This window comes from Gymnodinialimonas sp. 57CJ19 (genome assembly GCF_038396845.1).
GTDB lineage: Bacteria > Pseudomonadota > Alphaproteobacteria > Rhodobacterales > Rhodobacteraceae > Gymnodinialimonas.
Genome location: NZ_CP151587.1, coordinates 3,806,080 through 3,824,239 on the forward strand (window position 1 = coordinate 3,806,080; position 18,160 = coordinate 3,824,239).

Here is an 18,160-nt window from a genome sequence, read left to right on the forward strand (position 1 = left end):
TTTTGCAAAAGTCTTCCCAGAGCCTTGCAAGGCTCTGCCCACGCCCTTGCAAGGGCGTGCCAAATCCTTTGCAAAGGATTTCCCCGCATGACCTGCATCGACGCGATCCAAGCCTACGCCCTGCGTGCCATCGGCATCGGCGAACGCGCCTTGCCCCAGGGCGAAATCAGCCTTTGCGAACAATTCGTTCTGATCGGCTCCGGCATGATCTGGAACGTCTACTTCGGCGTCCTCGCCCTCTCCTTCGGCTTCTTCTTCGCCCTGGCCCTCGCCTTGGCGAAAACCTCGCCGCGCTGGCTGATCCGCAAACCGGCAGAATGGTTCATCTTTCTGTTCCGAGGCTCGCCTCTCTTCATCCAATTCTTCATGGCCTATGAAGCCTTCGTGATGATCCCCCGCATGGGCTACGAATTCGAGCTGTTCGGCATCGCGATCGAAGCTGAAACCCGTTGGTTGGCCCGGGCCTGGCTTGGCGCCCTGATCGTCTTGTTTTGCAACACCTCCGCCTATGCCGCCGAGATCTTCTACGGCGCGCTCCGCTCCGTTCCCAAAGGTGATCTGGAAGCCGCCGATGCCTACGGCCTGACCGGCTGGAAAAAGTTTCGCCGCATTACCTTCCCCACTACCATGCGCCTCGCTTGGCCTGCCTACACTAATGAAGCGATCTTCCTGTTTCACGCCACAGCGTTGGTGTTCTTCAGCTCTTTCCCCGCTTTCCAACAGCGCGGCGACGCGCTCTATTACGCCTCATATTTCGCCGACCGGACGTTCAACCCCTTCATCCCCTACCCCATCGTGGCGGGCTATTTCATCGCCGTGGCTCTGCTGGTCATTGCGCTATTTGGCGCCATCAACCGCCGCCTCAACCGTCACCTCCCCTCTGACCAGAAGCGTCGCCTCCGCATCCGCCCCACTCTCATCCGCTAAGCCTGCCCCCACAAACGGCACTTGCGAGGTCACCGCCTCAGGCGTAAGGCTCATGCATCTCAACCCTCTTTACCCCCCTGTGTCCCATGACCGCTCCCCAGGCTCCGGCCGACTTCCTTCACGATAATCCGCAAATCAAATCCATCCGTATGGTCGCCTCTGACCTGAACGGCCAAGCCCGTGGCAAACGGGTTGCCCGGCGTTTCGCGGGCAAGGCGATCAAGGACGGTACCCGCTTTCCCTATTCGGTCCTTAACCTCGATATCTGGGGCGAAGACATCGACGACAGCCCCCTGGTGTTCGAGGCCGGTGACCCCGATGGCATCCTCTACCCCACCTCCCGTGGCCTGGTGCCCGTCCCTTGGCTGGAAACCCCTACGGCGATCCTGCCGATCTGGATGTTCCACGACGACGGCACCCCCTATATGGGCGACCCTCGCCACGCCCTGGCCCGTGTGGTCGACCGCTACAAGGCGCGCGGCCTCACCCCCGTGGTCGCCACGGAGCTGGAGTTCTACATCATCGACGACCGGGGCCGCGAACTCCGCGTGCCGCCCTCGCCGCGCTCCGGCATCCGCCGCCAACAGGCCGAGATCCTCGCCCTGCGCCAACTCGACGCCTTCGACACCTTCCTCACCGCGCTCTATGACGCTTGCGAGGCGATGGATATCCCCGCCGACACGATGATCTCCGAAGCCGGCCCCGGCCAGTTCGAGATCAATATGGACCACCAGCCCGATGCGATGAAAGCCGCCGACGACGCTTGGCTGTTCAAGGTCCTGACCCGGGGCCTCGCCCGCTCCCATGGGTTTGCCGCCAGCTTCATGGCCAAACCCTACCCCGATTACGCCGGTAATGGCCTCCATACGCACTTCAGCGTCCTCGACGCCGACGGGAACAACATCTTCGACAACGGCGGCGCTGAAGGCTCCGACACGCTGCAGCACGCCATCGCCGGCTGCCTCGCCGCCATGCCCGGCTCCATGCTGATCTTTGCGCCCCATGCCACCAGCTACGACCGCTTCGTGCCCGGTGCCCATGCCCCCACCGCCGCCGCTTGGGCCTATGAGAACCGGACCACCGCCCTGCGTATCCCCGCGGGCAACCCCTCAGCGCGCCGGATCGAACACCGCGTCGCGGGCGGCGATATCAATCCCTACCTCTTCCTCGCCGCCGTCCTCGGCGCCGCCCTCGATGGGATCGAACAAGGCCTCCCCCCCGCCCCTGCGATCCAAGGCAGCGCCTACACGGCCGAGCTGCCGCAACTGCCCCTTACCTGGGCCGATGCCATCACAGCTTTCGACCAATCCCCTGAGATTCAACGCATCTTCGCCCCCGAACTGCGCGAAACCTTCCTCGCCACCAAACGCCAGGAACTCAAATACATGGCCGACCTCTCCCCCGAAGAACAACAGGAGCTCTACCTCGACACCGTCTGACCCTCACGCAACGCTCCCCCATTCATCTTGGCCTTACAACTCCGGGGGTTTGGGGGCTGGCCCCCAATGAAGGTTGCGTTTGGGGGCTGGCCCCCAAGTCGCCAACCAATCCACCCACCACTCCAAACCACACGAGCTTCCCCATGCACCTCGGCATCTTGCAAACCGGACACGTCCCCACCGAAGTCGCTTCCACCGATGGCCCCTATGCCACACTGTTCCGCAAGCTCTTTGCGCACCGCGGCTTCAGCCAAACGCTATGGTCCGTGGTCGATGGAGAATTCCCCTCCGGCCCCGAAGCGGCCGACGCTTGGCTGGTGACGGGCTCCAAACACGGTGCTTATGAAGATCACGCCTGGATCCCCCCGCTGGAGGACCTGATCCGCGCGATCCGTGAAGCGGAAATCCCTCTCGTGGGGTCCTGCTTCGGGCACCAGATCATTGCCCAAGCGCTCGGCGGCACGGTGGAAAAATACGCCGAGGGTTGGTCCGTGGGCCGCACTCAATACAAGGTCGGCGACCAGACCCTGAACCTCAACGCCTGGCACCAGGACCAAGTCACCCAGCTGCCCGACGGGGCGACGGTCCATGCCTCTTCCGACTTCTGCGCCAACGCGATCGTGGCCATCGGGCCGCGCATCCTGACCACACAACCGCACCCGGAATTCGCCAACTCGGTCATCGAGTCGTTGATCGACCTGAAAGGCGACGCCGTGGAACCCGACCGTTTGGCCATCGCCAAAACCCTGCTGTCCGAGCCCAACGACAACCGCCTGATCGCCGATTGGCTCGCCGACGTGCTAGAAGGGGCGGACGCCACAAAACCAAGGGACTTTTCCCAATGATTCCCGCCGAATTTCTCGCCAAACTGCCCGATGTCGCCCGCACCTACCTGGAGGGCCGCACCCTGGATGAGGTCGAATGTATCGTCTCGGACCTTGCGGGCGTGGCGCGGGGCAAGGCGATGCCGGGTACGAAATTTGCGCGCCAGACCCAGTTCTACCTGCCCAACTCGATCTTTTTCCAGACCATTACAGGGGATTGGGCCGATGAGGTCGGCGATGGCTTCACCGAGCCGGACATGATCCTGACCCCGGATTTTGACACCGCCCTGCCCGCCCCTTGGACAGCCGATTGGACGCTTCAGGTGATCCACGACATCCACGACCAACAGGGCGACCCGGTCTCTTTCGCGCCGCGCAACGTGCTGAAACGGGTGGTGGAGCTCTACAACGCGCGGGGCTGGCAGCCGATTGTTGCCCCCGAGATGGAATTCTACCTCGTCGCCCCCAACACCGACCCGGCGCAGGAAATCGTGCCGCCCATGGGCCGCTCTGGCAGACGCGCGGCGGCGCGGCAGGCGTATTCCATGTCCGCCGTGGATGAATACGGTCAAGTCATTGATGATATTTACGATTTCGCCGAGGCGATGGGGCTGGAGATTGACGGCATCCTGCAAGAAGGCGGCGCAGGCCAGATCGAATTGAACCTGCGTCACGGCGATCCGGTCAAGCTCGCCGATGAGATGTTCTACTTCAAGCGGATGATCCGGGAAGCGGCGCTGAAGCACGATATGTACGCGACTTTCATGGCCAAACCCATCGCCGGAGAGCCGGGGTCCGCGATGCATATCCACCACTCGGTCGTGGACGCGGCGACGGGGCAAAACATCTTCTCGGACGCCGATGGCGCGGAGACCCCCGCCTTCATGCATTTCATCGGCGGCATGCAACGCAACATGCCCGCCGTGATCGCCCTTCTGGCGCCCTATGTGAACAGCTATCGCCGCTATGTACCTGATTTCGCCGCCCCAATTAACCTCGAATGGGGGCGCGACAACCGGACCACAGGGCTGCGGGTGCCGGTCTCCGGCCCCGAGGCGCGGCGGGTGGAAAACCGTCTTCCGGGGATGGATTGCAACCCTTATCTGGGTATCGCCGCCAGCCTTGCGACAGGCTATCTGGGCTTGGTGGAGGGCAAAGGTCCGTCCGAGGAATTCAAGGGCGACGCCTATTCCGCCGAAAGCGGTGTGCCGCGCGGGTTGGGTGACGCTCTGGGCCTGCTGGAGGCCAACCTGGGCGTGCGCCAATGCTTGGGAGAGGACTTCTGCCGCGTCTATTCCGGCGTCAAGCAGTTGGAATATAACGAGTTCCTGCACGTCATCAGCCCTTGGGAGCGGGAGCATTTGTTGCTGAATGTCTAGACACGCGCCCGGCAGCAAGGATTGGTGGCTTGAGACCGCCCTGATCGCGGGCAGCGGCGTTGCTCTGGCGGCTTTCCTTTGGGACGGGCCGATATTTGCGGGCGGCGACGCCGTGTCTGCGGCCACGCCAATGGTCGCGCCCGGACCTGCGCGCGCCCCCGCGCCTGTGCCTGTGCCTGTGCCTCGAACGGTGGCGGACCTGGTGGATGCGGGCTGCCTGACCCAGGAAAACCTTCGCGCCATGGTGGAAGGCCGAACGATCTACGTGGCCTGCCCGTTGCATCCGCAGGATCCCTCGCCATGAACGCGCTTTATCGCAACGACCGCCCCGGACGCCACGCGCCTTCGGTCTATGCAGCGGGCGTCAGTGCGCCGGAACGCGCCCCCCTGACCGGAGAAATCAGCGTTGATGTGGCGGTGATCGGCGCGGGCTTCACCGGGTTGTGGGCCGCGTTGACCTTGGCGAAAGCCGGGCGGTCTGTGGTGGTGCTGGACGCGCACCGCGTGGGTTTTGGCGCCTCTGGGCGCAACGGCGGGCAGGTGCATTCGGGCTTCAACATGGGCCAACGGGCGTTGGAGGACCGCTTGGGCAAGGACCGCGCCCACGCCCTGTGGGACTTGGCGGAAGCGGGCAAGGACCAGCTCCGCGCTTTTTGCGAAACGGCCCCGGAAACCCACTATCGCCCCGGCGTGGCCCATGGCGAATACAGCCCCCTGTCTTTGGCAGAGGCCCGCCTGGAGGCCGATCATATGGCCCGGAACTACGGGCTGAAAACCGACGTCATGGGCCGTGACGCCTTTGCAGAATTGGTCAAAGCCCCCGCCTATGTGGGTGGCACTTTGGACGAAAGCGGCGGGCATTTGCAGCCTTTGGCCTATGCCTTGGCTTTGGCCCGCGCCGCCGAGGCCGCAGGCGCGGTCATATTCGAGCGGACCGAAGTGCTGAGCGTGACAGAGGGGACGCGGGTGCGCCTGACCACGCCGCGCGGGCGCATCAATGCGGGCCACGTGATTGCCGCGGGCAATGGCTATCTGCCGAACCTGTTGCCGCAGGTAAACCGCAGGGTCATGCCGATCAATTCCTTCATCGCCGCGACCGAGCCGCTTCCCGAGCGCTGGCACGAGGTCATGGCCCGAGACATCGCCGTATCCGATAGCAAGTTCGTGGTGAATTATTATCGCTTCGACCACGAGAGGCGGTTCCTGTTTGGCGGGCGGGAAAGCTACTCCATCGGATTTCCCAAAGACATTAAGACGGCCCTCGTTGCGCGGATGGCGCAACTGTTCCCGCAGCTCTCCGGCGTGAAGGTGGATTACGTGTGGGGCGGATCGCTGGGAATAACGCCAAGCCGCCTGCCCCATGTGGCCCGCGTCGGCTCCAAGGTGCTGTCTGGGGCCGGATTTTCCGGCCACGGGGTCGCGCTGAGCGGGATGGCGGGCCGGGTAATGGCCGAGGCTGTTCTGGGCCAAGAAGACGGCTTGGCCACGTTCGACACCCTGAAAATCCCTGCGTTTCCAGGGGGTACGGCCCTGCGCACGCCGATCCTGACGCTGGCCATGTCGTGGTTTGCGTTGCGCGATCGCATCGGCCTCTAGGCAAAAACCGGACAATTTCCGCTGACGGCGACGTTGTCGCTTTTCTGTGCCGTTCTTCTGCATATATAAGCAAAACGAAATATCACATTTTGAAATGGTGAATATATGTCCACGCTGTCCGCTCCGAACGTCTACGACGCCGAACCGATCCCCGAGGCCGCCCGCGCCGAGATTGACCGTCTTCTGCAAAGCGGCGACCTGTTTCGCTACACCGCCCCCGAAGACGCGCCCGTAGCCCTGCTGGAGCGTGAATTCGCCGCGATGATGGGCACGAAATACGCGCTGGCGGTGTCGAGCTGTTCGGCCGCGCTGTTCTTGTCGTTGGAGGCGCTGGATCTGGGCAAGGACGCCAAGGTAATGATCCCCGCGTTCACCTTTGCCGCCGTCCCGTCGTCCATCGTGCACGCGGGCTTGCAGCCGGTCCTGTGTGAAGTGGCCGACAACTACCGCGTCGATATGGTTGATTTCATGGAGAAACTACCCGGCGTGCAAGCGGTTCTGATCAGCCACATGCGGGGCCATACCTCGGACATGGACGCGATCTCGGCCGCCTGTGAAGCGGCGGGCGTGCCACTGATCGAAGATGCGGCCCATTCCCTGGGAACCGAGTGGCACGGCAAGAAGATCGGCACGATCGGCAAGGTTGGCTGCTTCAGCTTCCAGTCCTACAAATTGATTAACGCGGGCGAAGGCGGGATCATGATCACCGACGACGCAGATCTGGTGGCGCGCGCCGTGATCATGTCGGGCGCCTATGAGCATAATTGGGCGAAGCACGGCGATGACACTGCGCTGGTAGAGGCCTTTGGCCGCTGGCAGAACAAGCTGCCGCTCTACAACCTGCGGATGCAGAACCTGAGTGCAGCCGTGATCCGGCCCCAATTGCCCGAAGTGGCGCGTCGGGTACGCGACGGCCGCAAGAACCACGACTACGTAGCTGCGGCGCTGAACACCTCGGATTGGCTGAATGTGCCGGACCCCCTTGGCCCGGAAGAGCGCGCACCGGATTCAATCCAGTTCAACCTGCAAGGCTTTGACAGCGACGCCGAGGCCCGCGCCTTCGCGGACGCCGCCGCCGCAAGGGGCGTGAAGGTGCAGATCTTCGGCCTGAGCACGGACAACGCACGGGCCTTCTGGAACTGGCAATTTATCCCCGGGGACCTGCCCGAGCTGCCCCAAACCCGAGCGATGCTGATGCGCGCCTGTGACGCCCGTTTGCCCGCGAGGCTGCAAAAAGCAGACCTCGACCACATCATCGGGGCGCTCCTGTCCGCCGCCGAAGACGTCAAAGGCACCGCTCGCGCCTACGGCACGTGAGCCGCACAAATCTTTTGCAAAAGATTTGCGAACGCCCTTGCAAGGGCGTTGGACAGAGCCTTGCAAGGCTCTGTTCAGGGTTTTGCAAAACCCTGATGCCGGACGGGAGAGAAGGGCGGCGGGTGAGATAATGCGCCGTCTCGATAATCCCTATTGAGGGAGGCGCGGCGCAGGCGTACCTTCGGGCAACCTTGTTTGAGAGTGTTCGACATGACGACAAATCCCCCCAACTCCTGGGAAGCCCGTGCCGAGGAATATTCGCTTTACGGCTTCACTGATCTGCCTTCGATCCGAGACCGTGGCACGGTGGTCGTGACCCATGGCGAGGGTCCGTATATCTATGACACCAATGGCAAAAAGTACCTCGATAGCAATTCCGGCCTGTGGAACATGGTGGCCGGATTTGATCACAAAGGTTTAGCCGAGGCCGCCAAGGCGCAGTATGATCGCTTCCCCGGCTACCATGCCTTTTTTGGCCGGATGTCAGATCAGACCGTCGCGCTATCGGAGCGGCTTATCGATGTCAGCCCTTGGGACCGGGGCAAGGTATTTTACACCAACTCGGGATCTGAGGCCAATGACACCATGGTCAAGATGCTGTGGTTCATGGGTCGCGCAGAAGGAACGCCGCAGAAGCGGAAAATCCTGACACGGGGCAACGGGTACCATGGGGTAACGGCGGTCGCGGCCTCGATGACGGCGAAGCCCTACAATGAGGTGTTTGGCCTACCGATGGACGGGTTCATTCATCTGACCTGTCCACATTATTGGCGTGAGGGCGCTGAGGGGGAGACTGAGGCCGCCTTTACCGCCCGTCTTGCCCGTGAGTTGGAGGATGTGATCGCGCGCGAAGGCGCGGACACCATCGCCGGTTTCTTTGCCGAGCCGGTTCTGGGTGCGGGCGGTGTGATCCCGCCGCCGGAAGGCTATTTCCAAGCTATGCAGGCGGTGCTTGAGAAGCATGACATTCCCTTGATCTCTGACGAGGTTATCTGCGGGTTCGGCCGAACGGGCAATACGTGGGGGTGCGAGACCTATGACTTTGTGCCGGATGTCATCATCTCCTCTAAGGCTCTGACCGCCGGGTATTTTCCCATGGGCGCGGTGATGCTTGGGCCGCGGATGGCGGACCGTTTGCTGGCCGCCATTGATCCGATTGAGGAGTTCCCGCACGGGTTCACCGCCAGCGGCCATCCGGTGGGCTGTGCAGTGGCGTTGAAGGCCATCGACGTCGTGCTTGAGGAGGGCCTCCTGGACATGGTGCGCGCGGGCACGGGCCGGATGGAGGCTGGCCTTCGAGACATCGCCAAGCACCCCAACATCGGAGAGTTGCGCGGCGTGGGATACATGTGGGCGTTGGAGGCGGTGCGAGAGGGCAAGATTCCGTTTGAAGGCCATTTGAGCGTCTCGGAGCGGATTGCAAATGCCTGCACGGATCACGGGTTGATCTGTCGTCCCTTGGGACAAGCGGTGGTGTTGTGCCCGGCGTTTACGCTGACGGATGGGCAGATGGACGAGATGTTTGAAAAGCTCGACGCTGCGTTGCAGCAGGTATTCTCCGAGATCACGTGAGGTGCTGGTTGAGGGTGCGGGAGTCGATATTTATGAAAAGGTGAAGGGAGGCGGCGCGATGGATATTCGGGCGTTGCCGAGTGGATTTTCGGTAGGTGAGCTTGCGGGCGACCGAGTGTCTGTCAGCCCTTTGGCTTGCGCGGATCACAAGGCGTTGGCGGAAGCGGCCAGCGACCCCGGCATTTGGGCCGGACATCCGGAGACATACCGGTATCGGGCACGGGTTTTTGAGCCCTAGTTTGACGGAATACTGTCGGCGGGAGGCGGTGTCTTTTTCCGAGAAGGCGATGGCCAAGCTTGGGCCCGGGCCAGAGGACAGCCGGGACTTGGATCTCGGGGCCGGGCCGACGGAATGGGTGCGGATGCGGTTGCAAAAGGCGCAGTGGCACGCGGCCCGGCATCAGCGTGCCAGGAGGGCTTCCTGACACCGGGCGTTTGCCGCCACGACGCGGTCCATCTCGTAGAAATGATCTGGATTGGTGGGCTGCACCACGGCGGTCATGGTGTTTGCCGCCGCAGCCAAACGCGCGCCTGCGGCGGCACGGTCGGCGGGGTTTGGCGCGGTTTCGCACAGGGAGAAATCGGCCATCGCGGCGTCATAGGTGCTGAGATCGTCAGGGGGGCTGTCGAGCCCGAAAATCGGCGCGAGGATCGAGCAGGACGCCGTGGTCGAGACCACGAGGACGGAGAGGGTAATACGAATCAAGGGGGTCACAACTTGCTGAGTTTGCTTTGTAATTCGGCGAGTTGGCGTTTGATGGCATCCAACTCTTCCGAGGGGGTGGCGTCGTCGGACGCAGCGGGTGGAGCGCTTTGCCCTGACCCGCCTGTGGCGGCGCCGGACATGGCGTTGAAGAACGCTTCTTGCTGCGCGCGCATGGCGTCGAAACCGGGCATCGCGGCCATGGGATTGATCGCCGCCATATTGTCCATGATGGTCGATTGCCCCTCTTTCAGCATCTCGAAGGACGAGGCGAGGAACTCGGGCACCACGGAATGGGCTTGGGTGGTGTAGCTGCGCACCAGATCGGTCAGCACCGAGATTGGCAGCACCGATTCCCCGCGCGATTCGTGGTCGGCCACGATTTGCAGAAGGTATTGGCGGGTCAGGTCGTCGCCGGACTTGAGGTCCACGATTTTCACCTCGCGGCCATCACGGATGAAGCCTGCAATGTCTTCCAGCGTCACATAGTCAGAGGTTTCCGTGTTATAGAGCCTCCGGCTGGCGTAGCGCTTGATGAGAAGCGGCTCGGGTGTGTTGGTCATGGCTGGCCCTCCTCTGGTATTGCGGTGCAGCATTCGCAGCCTACGCTCCTTATCTGAGAATGCAAACGGGCCATTTTGTGGCGCATTCTTTCATAAGATTTAAAACAGCACGCGAGAGTCAGAAAAGGCGGACCTGCGCATGCGGGTCCGCCTTATCCGGTTCAGCGATATATAAGGGGGGAGGACCCTTTATCGCCTATGTGAAAGCCGTTCGCGCCTGGGAGGATGGCGCGAAGGGGCCGCTTACTTGGCGGTTGCGGCTTTCTTGGCAGCAGTCGTCACGTCAGCAGTTGCTTTCTTGACGGCGGCAGTTGCTTCTTCGGAAGCTTCTTTGCCAGCTGCCATCATCAGCTCAACTGTTTCCATCTGAACTTTTTTCGCGATCTCAGCGAAAGCGGCCATGGACTCGGAAGCCATTTCAGCTTGAGCGGAGGCGAAGTCAGTCATGGATTTGGTGTAGTCAGCAGGCTGGTCCTTGACGGCTGTGACGTCACCGATTTTGGCGATGGTGTCTTTTGTCCACTTGGAAGAAACCTCGGTGGATTTCTCAGCAGCTTCCAGAGCGACTTTGGACATTTTCTCGGACACGGCGGCCTGAGTTTTGAACGAGTCGGAAATGGAGGACATGTCTACAGGGAAAGACGCCATCATTTCGGTCATGTACTTCGAGAAGTCGGGGGTTGTTGCAGTTTTAGCCATTGGAATTCTCCGATTTGAGTACCCGTGCCGGGTGTTTGAATATGGAGAATATATGTATGCTGCACTGCAGAAAGTCAACCTTTATTCTGCAGCGCAGCATAACCCAGGGTTAAGCCAAAAAAACTGATTGAAATCAGAGCTTTTTGCCTTCTTTTACGTAAGACCCGGGGGCTGGAGCCAGAATTTCCCGCCCATTATCTCCGGGTGCACGTGCAGCAATTTGCGCTCCGGAGCGTGGTTTCAGCCACGAATCCCACTGCGGCCACCAAGACCCCTCGTTGAAGTCCGCGGCCTCCAGCCAATCCGCCGCCTCGCCCGAGACCTTGGGGTTGGTGAAGTGGCCGTATTTCTTTTTGGAGGGCGGGTTCACGATGCCTGCGATGTGGCCGGATTCCGAGACGATGAAGGTTTTGTCCTTCGACCCCATCTTGGTTACGCCGCGGAAGCAATCCACCCAAGGGGCGATATGGTCCGTTTTGCAGGCAATCGCGCAGACTGGCACGGTCACGTCCTTCAGGGACAGGGTTTCACCGCCAAGCTCAAACCCGTCCGTGGCCAGCGCATTGCTTTGGCACAACCCGCGGAGATATTCCTTTGCCATCTTGCCGGGCAGGTTGGTGCTGTCGCCGTTCCAGTAGAGCAGATCAAAGGCCGGGGGCGTTTCGCCCATCATGTAGCTGCGCACGGCGGGGCCGTAGATCAGGTCCTTGGAGCGCAGGAACGACATCGTCTTGGACATGAAATAGCTGCTCAGGACACCATCCTGAGCGATCTGCCGTTCAATGGCGTCGACGAAATCGTCTTGCAGGAACGGAGTGAATTCCCCCTGCACCGAGAAGTCGGTCAGCGTGGTGAAGAAGGTGGCCGATTTGATCGACTTGTCGCCGCGCTTCTTCATCAGGCCAAGGGTCAAGTTCAGGGTCGTGCCGGCGATGCAGTAGCCCACGGCGTTTACCTGTTTCTCGCCGGTGATCTCTTTCACCTGTTCGATCGCCGCAAGATAGCCGTCTTCGACGTAATCTTGCAGGCCCACATCAGCATAGGTTTCGTCGGGGTTCTTCCAGCTCGCTACGAACAGGGTGTAGCCCTGATCCACCGCCCATTTGATCAGGCTGTTCTGCGGCTTCAGGTCCAGCACGTAGAATTTGTTGATCCACGGGGGGAAAATAATGAGCGGGATTTTATGCACTTTTTCGGTCGTCGGAGCGTATTGGATAAGCTCCAGCATCCGGTTGCGATAAACGACCGAGCCTTCGCAGGTGCCAATGTTCACGCCCACTTCAAAGGCATCGGGATCGGCGAGGGTTGGAAGCAGCTCTCCGCCATGGGCTTCAAAATCCCGAACGAGGTTTTCGAGACCCTGAACAAGGCTTTCGCCCTCGGTCTCCACCGCCTTTTCCAGGGCATCGGGGTTGGTCGCGAAGTAGTTGGTGGGGGAGAACAATTCGATCACCTGAGAGGCGAAGAACTCGACCCGCTGCTTGTCTTTGCTATCGAGTCCTTCAAGTTCCGTCACCGCCTTGCGGATCGCGTCGGAGCCCAAGACATATTGGTGGCGCACGAAGTTGAAATAGGGGTGCGTTTTCCAAAGCGGGTTCGCGAAGCGCTTGTCATCGGGCAGGTCGCTGTCGGCGATCACAGGCATCTGCCCCGCGGCCAGCGCGTCGCGCATTTCCATGTATTGAGCCATCGCCTGGCCCCAATACATCGCCTGTTGCTCCAGCAGCTTGCCGGGGTTGGCAATGGCTTCGGTCCAATAGGCGGCACCGGCTTTCAGGTAGAGGTCCTGGCTTGGCCCCGAAAGCCCCTGATCGGACGGTGTCCGCTGGCCCATGGCAGCCACAAGACGTGTGGAGAGGGCTTCAACCTTGGCCAGATTTGCGTTCAACTTCTCCAGCGCTTCGGCACCATCTGGGGCTGTGTCTTTTGTTGCGCCGTCATTTTCTGTTTTCTGTGACACCTTGATTTCCCCGTCCCGATGCTGCATCTGCATAATGACCATAATTATACGGGGACCAGGGTGAGGCGGTCCACGTGACGAAATGATCCGGCTTGTATGCAGATCATCTGCACCGGACGCTTGGAGTTACTATGCGACAGCTACTCACCTATGACCTAATGGAATCGATGCGCGTCACAAATCAGTGGATGGGCGCGTCGGCCCGGGCGCTGTGCAGCTACCCGCAGCTTGGCCTTGCCGCGAACCCCTTCATTCAGCTGACCGCCGCTTGGGGCGAAGTCACAGAGCGCAGTTTTGAGCGTATGGCAGCCAAGCCCGATTGGGGCATCTCCTCGATCCCCGGCAAAGACGGTCGCGACCACATTGTCTCGATCGAGCCCGTGGTGAAACGCCCCTTCGGCGACCTGATCCGCTTCGACGTGCAGGGCCGAGAGCCCACAGGCCGCAAGATCCTGCTCGTGGCACCGATGTCGGGCCACTACGCCACGCTGCTGCGCAAAACGGTGATCTCGCTGCTGCCCGATGCCGATGTCTACATCACGGATTGGCACAATGCGCGCGATATTCCGGTTAGCGAGGGCAAGTTCGATATTGAGGATTACACCCTCTACCTTGTTGATTTCATGCGCGAGATGGGTCCCGAAACCAATGTGATCGCGGTTTGTCAGCCGGCGCCACTGGCGCTGGCCGCCACGGCCTATCTGGCCGAGGAAGACCCCAAGGCGCAGCCCCGAACCCTGACGCTGATCGGCGGGCCGATTGACCCTGACGCCGCCGCAACCGACGTGACCGACTTTGGCCGCCGGGTGACGATGGGCCAGTTGGAAAAGTTCGTCGTCCAGCGCGTCGGCTTCAAATACGCGGGCGCAGGACGGATGGTCTATCCGGGCATCCAGCAGCTTTCCAGCTTCATGGCGATGAACGCCGAGAACCACGCCAAGGCGTTCGCCAACCAGATCGTTGCCGTGTCCAAGGGCGAGGCCGGCGACCACGACAAGCACAACGCTTTCTACGACGAATACCTCGCCGTGATGGACATGACCGCAGAGTTCTACCTGACGACGGTGGAACGCATCTTCAAGAACCGCGAGATCGCCAAGAACACCTTCGTGGTGGATGGCAAGCCGGTGGATATCGGCAAGATCACCTCGGTCGCCGTGAAAACGGTTGAAGGCGGCAAGGATGACATCTCGGCCCCCGGCCAATGCGTCGCCGCGCTGGATATGCTGACCGGTTTGCCGGACGAGAAAAAGGCCAACTACATCGAGCCCGAGGCCGGCCACTACGGTATTTTCGCGGGCAAGTCCTGGCGCAATAATATCCGCCCCCTCGTGCTAGACTTCATCGACACCAACGCGGCCCCAGCACCGAAAGTGGTGCCAATGACGGCCACGAAAAAAGCCGCTAAATGAGCGCAAGCGCCCTGCCGTGGTCCTGCCGTTGCGGGGCCACTCACGGGACGTTGGCAGTGGCGCATGGAACGGGCACGCCCGCCATTTGCCATTGCGAAAGCTGCACAAGGGCGCAGCGCCACTTCGGCGTGAAGGCGACCCAACAGGAAGGTGTGGGCGTCTTTCAGACCACCCCGGACCGTTTCAAGATTGACGCAGGCACTGACAATCTGGCCATCGCGCGTTTGTCGCCCAAGGGGCCGTATCGCTGGTATGCCGCGTGCTGCAACACACAGTTGGGGGTTTCCTCCACCACGCCCAAGTTCGCTTTCTTCAGCCCCGTTCACACGATCTTTGCTGACCCAAGCGCCCTCGGCCGGGTTCGCACCCATGCGTTCGTCGCACAGCCCGGGGGCGGGGTGAAGCACACGCGGTTGATGCCCGCGATCATGGCGTTGATGTCGCGCAGCGTGGCGGCGTTTGTGTCGGGGCGTTGGCGCGACACGCCGTTTTTCGATGTGAGCACGGGGCAGCCCGTGGCGACGCCCGAGCTTCTGCCGCGCGATGCGGGGCGCGGCTGAACCTATCGCTTTCGCGATTTGCTCACAGCGTTATCCCCTGAGTTACCCCCAGAAACCTAGGATAATTCGCACATCAATCCGTCTGCCCGGACGGCGTTGTGTCTGCTGCGAGTGCGAAGCTGTCTCCATCCCAGACCTGCGGCCCCGGACACAGTCCGGTTTCTCCGCACAGGGAGAACGTGCCCGAAATCTGCACGCCCGTCCGGCCATCGGCCATGGGAACAAGGCCCGCGTTTGTGCCCAGAAACGCCTCTCTCCGCGCGAAATCTTGAGAGGACAGGAACGCATCAATCGAGCAGTTGGCCGCGCCGCACCATCCGTTCATCCCGTCCACGCAACCCGCGCTGCCATGGTGCAACAAATAATCGTCGGTCCCGTCACCATCGAGGTCGGCAATGCGCAGGTCCGCCGCGTCCAACGTGTAGCCCGAGGCGCTGCACCCCGTTGCGGCAGCCTCTGCGATAAACGGCGGGATCGTATCGGGCGGCGGTGTGGCGGGCGCGATGACCGGATCGGGCGCAATCGCGACGCCCGCCACCTGCCCTGCCCCCTGATATCGGTCAAGCGCAGGAGGCAAGGGATTGCCCATCTCCACCCACCGCCCCACGCAATAGGAAAACGCCGTGTCCAGCGCTTGGGTCAGCCCATCCACGGGGTATTCATAAGCCACCCCCTGCCCCGGATTAAGGACGAGCCGCTGCGCCTCGAACAGGGCAAGGACCATCTGATCCGTCATTGGCAGATAAACGGCAGAACCTTGTAGTTCATTGAGTTGTAGCGGCGGCAGGCCGTAGCCCACATCGTCGACAGAAAGCACAATGCCTTCAATGGTGTAGGGCGGCTCCCACGTGATTATGGAGTCACTGATCTCCACAAGTATCTCGAACGGGTCGGTCAGGTGACTTTCGTGGCTTCCCGTCTCCATCAGCCCAAGCCCCTGGGGCGACGGTGCGGTGCAGCCAAAGCCCAAGGTTCGCCCCTCCACTTGGGCATAGGCGAACAGGATCGCCCCGGAATCCGAGGTCAGCGGTGTCCACGACTCGGCACCAACGGGCGCCGTCGCCAAAGAAAGGGTCACCAAAGCGTGAAAGGCTGATTTCATGATGTTACCCCTTGCACCGTTCCCCGGCCGCCTCGGCGTAACGGCCCATTAACTTTCCTTTGGCAGCATCCGGGCCATGCTTGCGACTTTTGAATGACCCAAACCACAAGAAGGAGAATGACGCGAAGGGAGCTATGTTTCAACAATCGTGCCGTGGTGCACGAGTGATCATCAACCCAAAGGCGATAACCGGGCCGAGGCGCGGCGGATCAATTCGCCCTCAATCTCAACCCTCGTGCCAGGCGTGCGCCCGGTTTCGATCTCTGCCAACAGCGTCCTGACTGCGGCCTCCACCATCCGGTTCACCGGCTGGCGCAATGTGGTGAGGTTATAGGACGGCCACGCCGCCATGGGCACGTCATCATAGCCGATGATCGACACCTCACCGGGAACGTCCACGCCCATCTCGAAGCGCAACGTGTCCATCACGGCCAGCGCCATATGATCGTTCCCCACAAAGATCGCATCGGGGGGCTGCGCGCTTGCCATCATGGTCCGCGCTGCCTCCGCCGCGATTTCGCGCTTGAACATCCCGTCCGCTTCCGCGTGCACAGCGGCGCCACGAGCCTTCAAGGCCGCCACGAACCCATCGCGGCGGTCACGCCCGGTAGAGGCCCCCAGCCAGCCGGAAATCGTGGCGATCCGTCGGTGTCCCGCGTCCAGCAAGGCATCGGCCACCATTGCACCGCCGACACGATTGGCAGAGGTCACCGCGCTCAGCCCCGAGCCTTCGATGCCCCGGTTGAACAACAGAACCGGAAGGCCCGCGGCGCGGCAACGATCGGTCAGCTCTCCGCTCAAGTTGATCGAGGCGGTGATGATCCCATCCACCTGATAATCCATCAGATTTTGGACGACCTCATCCACCTCGTCCACGTGATCCCGAGAGTTTCCAGCCAGAAAAATCAGGATATGATAGCCCTTTTCCTGCAAGGCCGCGCTCAGCTTTTCCAGCGCATCGGGGTAGAAGGGGTTGTCCAGATAGGCCACCACCAACCCGATGATCCTGGAGCGCCCGGTAATCAAGGAACGTGCCAAAACGTTGGGCCGATAGCCCAACGCATCCGCCGCCTCATGCACCCGTGCGGCCATCTTTTTTGATACGCTGGCCCCGGGGGTGAACACCCGGCTGACCGCCGATTGGCTCACCCCGGCCCGCTGCGCCACGTCGGTCGAGGTGACCTTACCGGTGCCCCCGTTCTGCTCGGTCATCCAGCGGTCCAACCGCCGTCCACCAGGATCGAGGTGCCGGTCACCATGGCGCTCGCCTCCGATGCAAGGAACAGGACCGCGCCCATGATATCTTCCACTTCGGCCACGCGGGGCAGTTTGATCTTGCTCTCGATCCAGGCGCGCTTCTCCGGGTCGGCGAAAGTCGCCGCGGTCAGGGGGGTGCGGATGAACGTAGGACACAGCGTGTTGACGCGAATGTTGCGCGGCCCCCACTCAATCGCCATCGCCTTGGTAAACCCTTCAACCGCATGTTTCGTACCGCAATACACCGCCCTGTCGATGCCCCCCACATGGCCCATCTGGCTCGACACCTGAATGATCGACCCGCCCCCCTCCATCTTCGCTGCCGCCGCCTGGGCAAGGAAGTACGCCGCCCGCACGTTGACATTACTCACCGCATCGAAATCCTCCGGCGTCGTCTCCGTCGCCGCGCCGTGCCGCGCCAACCCGGCAGAGTTACACAGCACATCCAACCGCCCCATCCCCGCAACCACCGCGCCCATGGCGTCGATGTCCGTGATGTCCAGAACCACCCCCTCGGCCGAGAGCCCCGCTTCCGTCATCTCGGCCACAGCCCCATCCACCGCCGCTTGCCCGCGGGCGGCGATAATCACATGGGCCCCCGCCTCGGCCAAGGCCACAGCGCACCCAAGCCCAATCCCCCGCGAGCCCCCCGCAACAAGGGCCCGCTTTCCGGCAAGCGAGAACGACGGTGTCTGCGGCAATGTCATCTTAAAACCTCCAAAAACCCTCAGCTCAACATGAGCTTATATCCAAGGAATTTCTCCCTTAGCCATGGGGCATTTGTCTACGCCCCCGGTGCCTCTCCCGCAACGTCCCCGCCGCTCGAACGCTCCTTCATCTTGGCCCATAC

The 18,160-nt window shown here is 61.6% G+C and carries 17 protein-coding genes; 10 read left to right on the forward strand and 7 right to left on the reverse strand.

Features of this window, described 5'->3' with window-relative positions; all coding sequences use genetic code 11:
• The first annotated feature begins 87 nt into the window (after nt 1-87).
• From AADW23_RS18565 to AADW23_RS18600, 8 genes are all read left to right on the forward strand, one after another.
• On the forward strand, nt 88-927 hold the full coding sequence (locus tag AADW23_RS18565; RefSeq protein WP_341862430.1) for an ABC transporter permease subunit: 840 nt from the start codon (nt 88-90) through the stop codon (nt 925-927).
• A gap of 86 nt (nt 928-1,013) precedes the next feature.
• Nucleotides 1,014-2,366: a glutamine synthetase family protein gene (locus AADW23_RS18570; protein ID WP_341862431.1), complete on the forward strand. Its 1,353-nt coding sequence runs from the start codon at nt 1,014-1,016 to the stop codon at nt 2,364-2,366.
• Nucleotides 2,367-2,509: 143 nt separating this feature from the next.
• On the forward strand, nt 2,510-3,211 hold the full coding sequence (locus tag AADW23_RS18575) for a type 1 glutamine amidotransferase (protein ID WP_341862432.1): 702 nt from the start codon (nt 2,510-2,512) through the stop codon (nt 3,209-3,211).
• Complete coding sequence (locus AADW23_RS18580) at nt 3,208-4,569, forward strand: glutamine synthetase family protein (protein WP_341862433.1); 1,362 nt, start codon at nt 3,208-3,210, stop codon at nt 4,567-4,569. The genes AADW23_RS18575 and AADW23_RS18580 overlap by 4 nt, the downstream gene beginning before the upstream one ends.
• Nucleotides 4,562-4,873 (forward strand): hypothetical protein, encoded by a 312-nt coding sequence (locus AADW23_RS18585; RefSeq protein ID WP_341862434.1) that lies wholly within the window; start codon nt 4,562-4,564, stop codon nt 4,871-4,873. The genes AADW23_RS18580 and AADW23_RS18585 overlap by 8 nt, the downstream gene beginning before the upstream one ends.
• Nucleotides 4,870-6,165: an FAD-binding oxidoreductase gene (locus AADW23_RS18590; protein WP_341862436.1), complete on the forward strand. Its 1,296-nt coding sequence runs from the start codon at nt 4,870-4,872 to the stop codon at nt 6,163-6,165. The genes AADW23_RS18585 and AADW23_RS18590 overlap by 4 nt, the downstream gene beginning before the upstream one ends.
• Before the next feature lie 105 nt (nt 6,166-6,270).
• A complete protein-coding gene (locus tag AADW23_RS18595) occupies nt 6,271-7,482 on the forward strand; it encodes an aminotransferase class I/II-fold pyridoxal phosphate-dependent enzyme (protein ID WP_341862437.1) in 1,212 nt (403 codons plus the stop codon).
• A 210-nt stretch (nt 7,483-7,692) separates the two neighbouring features.
• Nucleotides 7,693-9,054 (forward strand): aminotransferase, encoded by a 1,362-nt coding sequence (locus AADW23_RS18600; protein ID WP_341862438.1) that lies wholly within the window; start codon nt 7,693-7,695, stop codon nt 9,052-9,054.
• A gap of 400 nt (nt 9,055-9,454) precedes the next feature.
• Here the strand turns inward: AADW23_RS18600 and AADW23_RS18605 are convergent, their stop codons facing one another.
• From AADW23_RS18605 to phaC, 4 genes are all read right to left on the reverse strand, one after another.
• Nucleotides 9,455-9,760, reverse strand: a complete 306-nt coding sequence (locus AADW23_RS18605; RefSeq protein WP_341862439.1) for a hypothetical protein — start codon at nt 9,758-9,760, stop codon at nt 9,455-9,457.
• Nucleotides 9,761-9,765: 5 nt separating this feature from the next.
• Nucleotides 9,766-10,320 carry a polyhydroxyalkanoate synthesis repressor PhaR gene (phaR, locus tag AADW23_RS18610; RefSeq protein WP_341862440.1) on the reverse strand — a complete coding sequence of 185 codons (555 nt, stop codon included), beginning with the start codon at nt 10,318-10,320 and terminating at the stop codon, nt 9,766-9,768.
• Nucleotides 10,321-10,563: 243 nt separating this feature from the next.
• Nucleotides 10,564-11,019 (reverse strand): Phasin, encoded by a 456-nt coding sequence (locus tag AADW23_RS18615; RefSeq protein WP_341862441.1) that lies wholly within the window; start codon nt 11,017-11,019, stop codon nt 10,564-10,566.
• A 133-nt stretch (nt 11,020-11,152) separates the two neighbouring features.
• A complete protein-coding gene (gene phaC / locus AADW23_RS18620; protein ID WP_341862442.1) occupies nt 11,153-12,979 on the reverse strand; it encodes a class I poly(R)-hydroxyalkanoic acid synthase in 1,827 nt (608 codons plus the stop codon).
• A 131-nt stretch (nt 12,980-13,110) separates the two neighbouring features.
• Between phaC and phaZ the strand changes: the two genes are divergently transcribed.
• Nucleotides 13,111-14,391, forward strand: a complete 1,281-nt coding sequence (gene phaZ / locus AADW23_RS18625; RefSeq protein WP_341862443.1) for a polyhydroxyalkanoate depolymerase — start codon at nt 13,111-13,113, stop codon at nt 14,389-14,391.
• Nucleotides 14,388-14,951 (forward strand): DUF6151 family protein, encoded by a 564-nt coding sequence (locus AADW23_RS18630; RefSeq protein ID WP_341862444.1) that lies wholly within the window; start codon nt 14,388-14,390, stop codon nt 14,949-14,951. Before phaZ ends, AADW23_RS18630 begins: the two co-directional genes overlap by 4 nt.
• 73 nt (nt 14,952-15,024) lie before the next feature.
• On the opposite strand, the gene AADW23_RS18635 is transcribed toward AADW23_RS18630, so the two are convergent.
• The 3 genes from AADW23_RS18635 to AADW23_RS18645 all read right to left on the reverse strand — a co-directional run bounded on the left by AADW23_RS18635 (nt 15,025) and on the right by AADW23_RS18645 (nt 18,017).
• Nucleotides 15,025-16,053 carry a hypothetical protein gene (locus AADW23_RS18635; protein ID WP_341862445.1) on the reverse strand — a complete coding sequence of 343 codons (1,029 nt, stop codon included), beginning with the start codon at nt 16,051-16,053 and terminating at the stop codon, nt 15,025-15,027.
• A 171-nt stretch (nt 16,054-16,224) separates the two neighbouring features.
• The gene (locus tag AADW23_RS18640) at nt 16,225-17,265 is read right to left on the reverse strand and encodes a LacI family DNA-binding transcriptional regulator (RefSeq protein ID WP_341862446.1); all 1,041 of its coding nucleotides are present in this window, start codon (nt 17,263-17,265) and stop codon (nt 16,225-16,227) included.
• The gene (locus AADW23_RS18645; protein WP_341862447.1) at nt 17,262-18,017 is read right to left on the reverse strand and encodes an SDR family oxidoreductase; all 756 of its coding nucleotides are present in this window, start codon (nt 18,015-18,017) and stop codon (nt 17,262-17,264) included. Before AADW23_RS18645 ends, AADW23_RS18640 begins: the two co-directional genes overlap by 4 nt.
• Between the last annotated feature and the right edge of the window lie 143 nt (nt 18,018-18,160).

Coding starts and splice junctions, on each gene's coding strand:
- AADW23_RS18565 (WP_341862430.1), top strand. CDS start 88: ATGACCTGCATCGACGCGATCCAAGCCTACGCCCTGCGTGCCATCGGC.
- AADW23_RS18570 (WP_341862431.1), top strand. CDS start 1,014: ATGACCGCTCCCCAGGCTCCGGCCGACTTCCTTCACGATAATCCGCAA.
- AADW23_RS18575 (WP_341862432.1), top strand. CDS start 2,510: ATGCACCTCGGCATCTTGCAAACCGGACACGTCCCCACCGAAGTCGCT.
- AADW23_RS18580 (WP_341862433.1), top strand. CDS start 3,208: ATGATTCCCGCCGAATTTCTCGCCAAACTGCCCGATGTCGCCCGCACC.
- AADW23_RS18585 (WP_341862434.1), top strand. CDS start 4,562: ATGTCTAGACACGCGCCCGGCAGCAAGGATTGGTGGCTTGAGACCGCC.
- AADW23_RS18590 (WP_341862436.1), top strand. CDS start 4,870: ATGAACGCGCTTTATCGCAACGACCGCCCCGGACGCCACGCGCCTTCG.
- AADW23_RS18595 (WP_341862437.1), top strand. CDS start 6,271: ATGTCCACGCTGTCCGCTCCGAACGTCTACGACGCCGAACCGATCCCC.
- AADW23_RS18600 (WP_341862438.1), top strand. CDS start 7,693: ATGACGACAAATCCCCCCAACTCCTGGGAAGCCCGTGCCGAGGAATAT.
- phaR (WP_341862440.1), bottom strand. CDS start 10,320: ATGACCAACACACCCGAGCCGCTTCTCATCAAGCGCTACGCCAGCCGG.
- AADW23_RS18615 (WP_341862441.1), bottom strand. CDS start 11,019: ATGGCTAAAACTGCAACAACCCCCGACTTCTCGAAGTACATGACCGAA.
- phaZ (WP_341862443.1), top strand. CDS start 13,111: ATGCGACAGCTACTCACCTATGACCTAATGGAATCGATGCGCGTCACA.
- AADW23_RS18630 (WP_341862444.1), top strand. CDS start 14,388: ATGAGCGCAAGCGCCCTGCCGTGGTCCTGCCGTTGCGGGGCCACTCAC.
- AADW23_RS18635 (WP_341862445.1), bottom strand. CDS start 16,053: ATGAAATCAGCCTTTCACGCTTTGGTGACCCTTTCTTTGGCGACGGCG.
- AADW23_RS18640 (WP_341862446.1), bottom strand. CDS start 17,265: ATGACCGAGCAGAACGGGGGCACCGGTAAGGTCACCTCGACCGACGTG.
- AADW23_RS18645 (WP_341862447.1), bottom strand. CDS start 18,017: ATGACATTGCCGCAGACACCGTCGTTCTCGCTTGCCGGAAAGCGGGCC.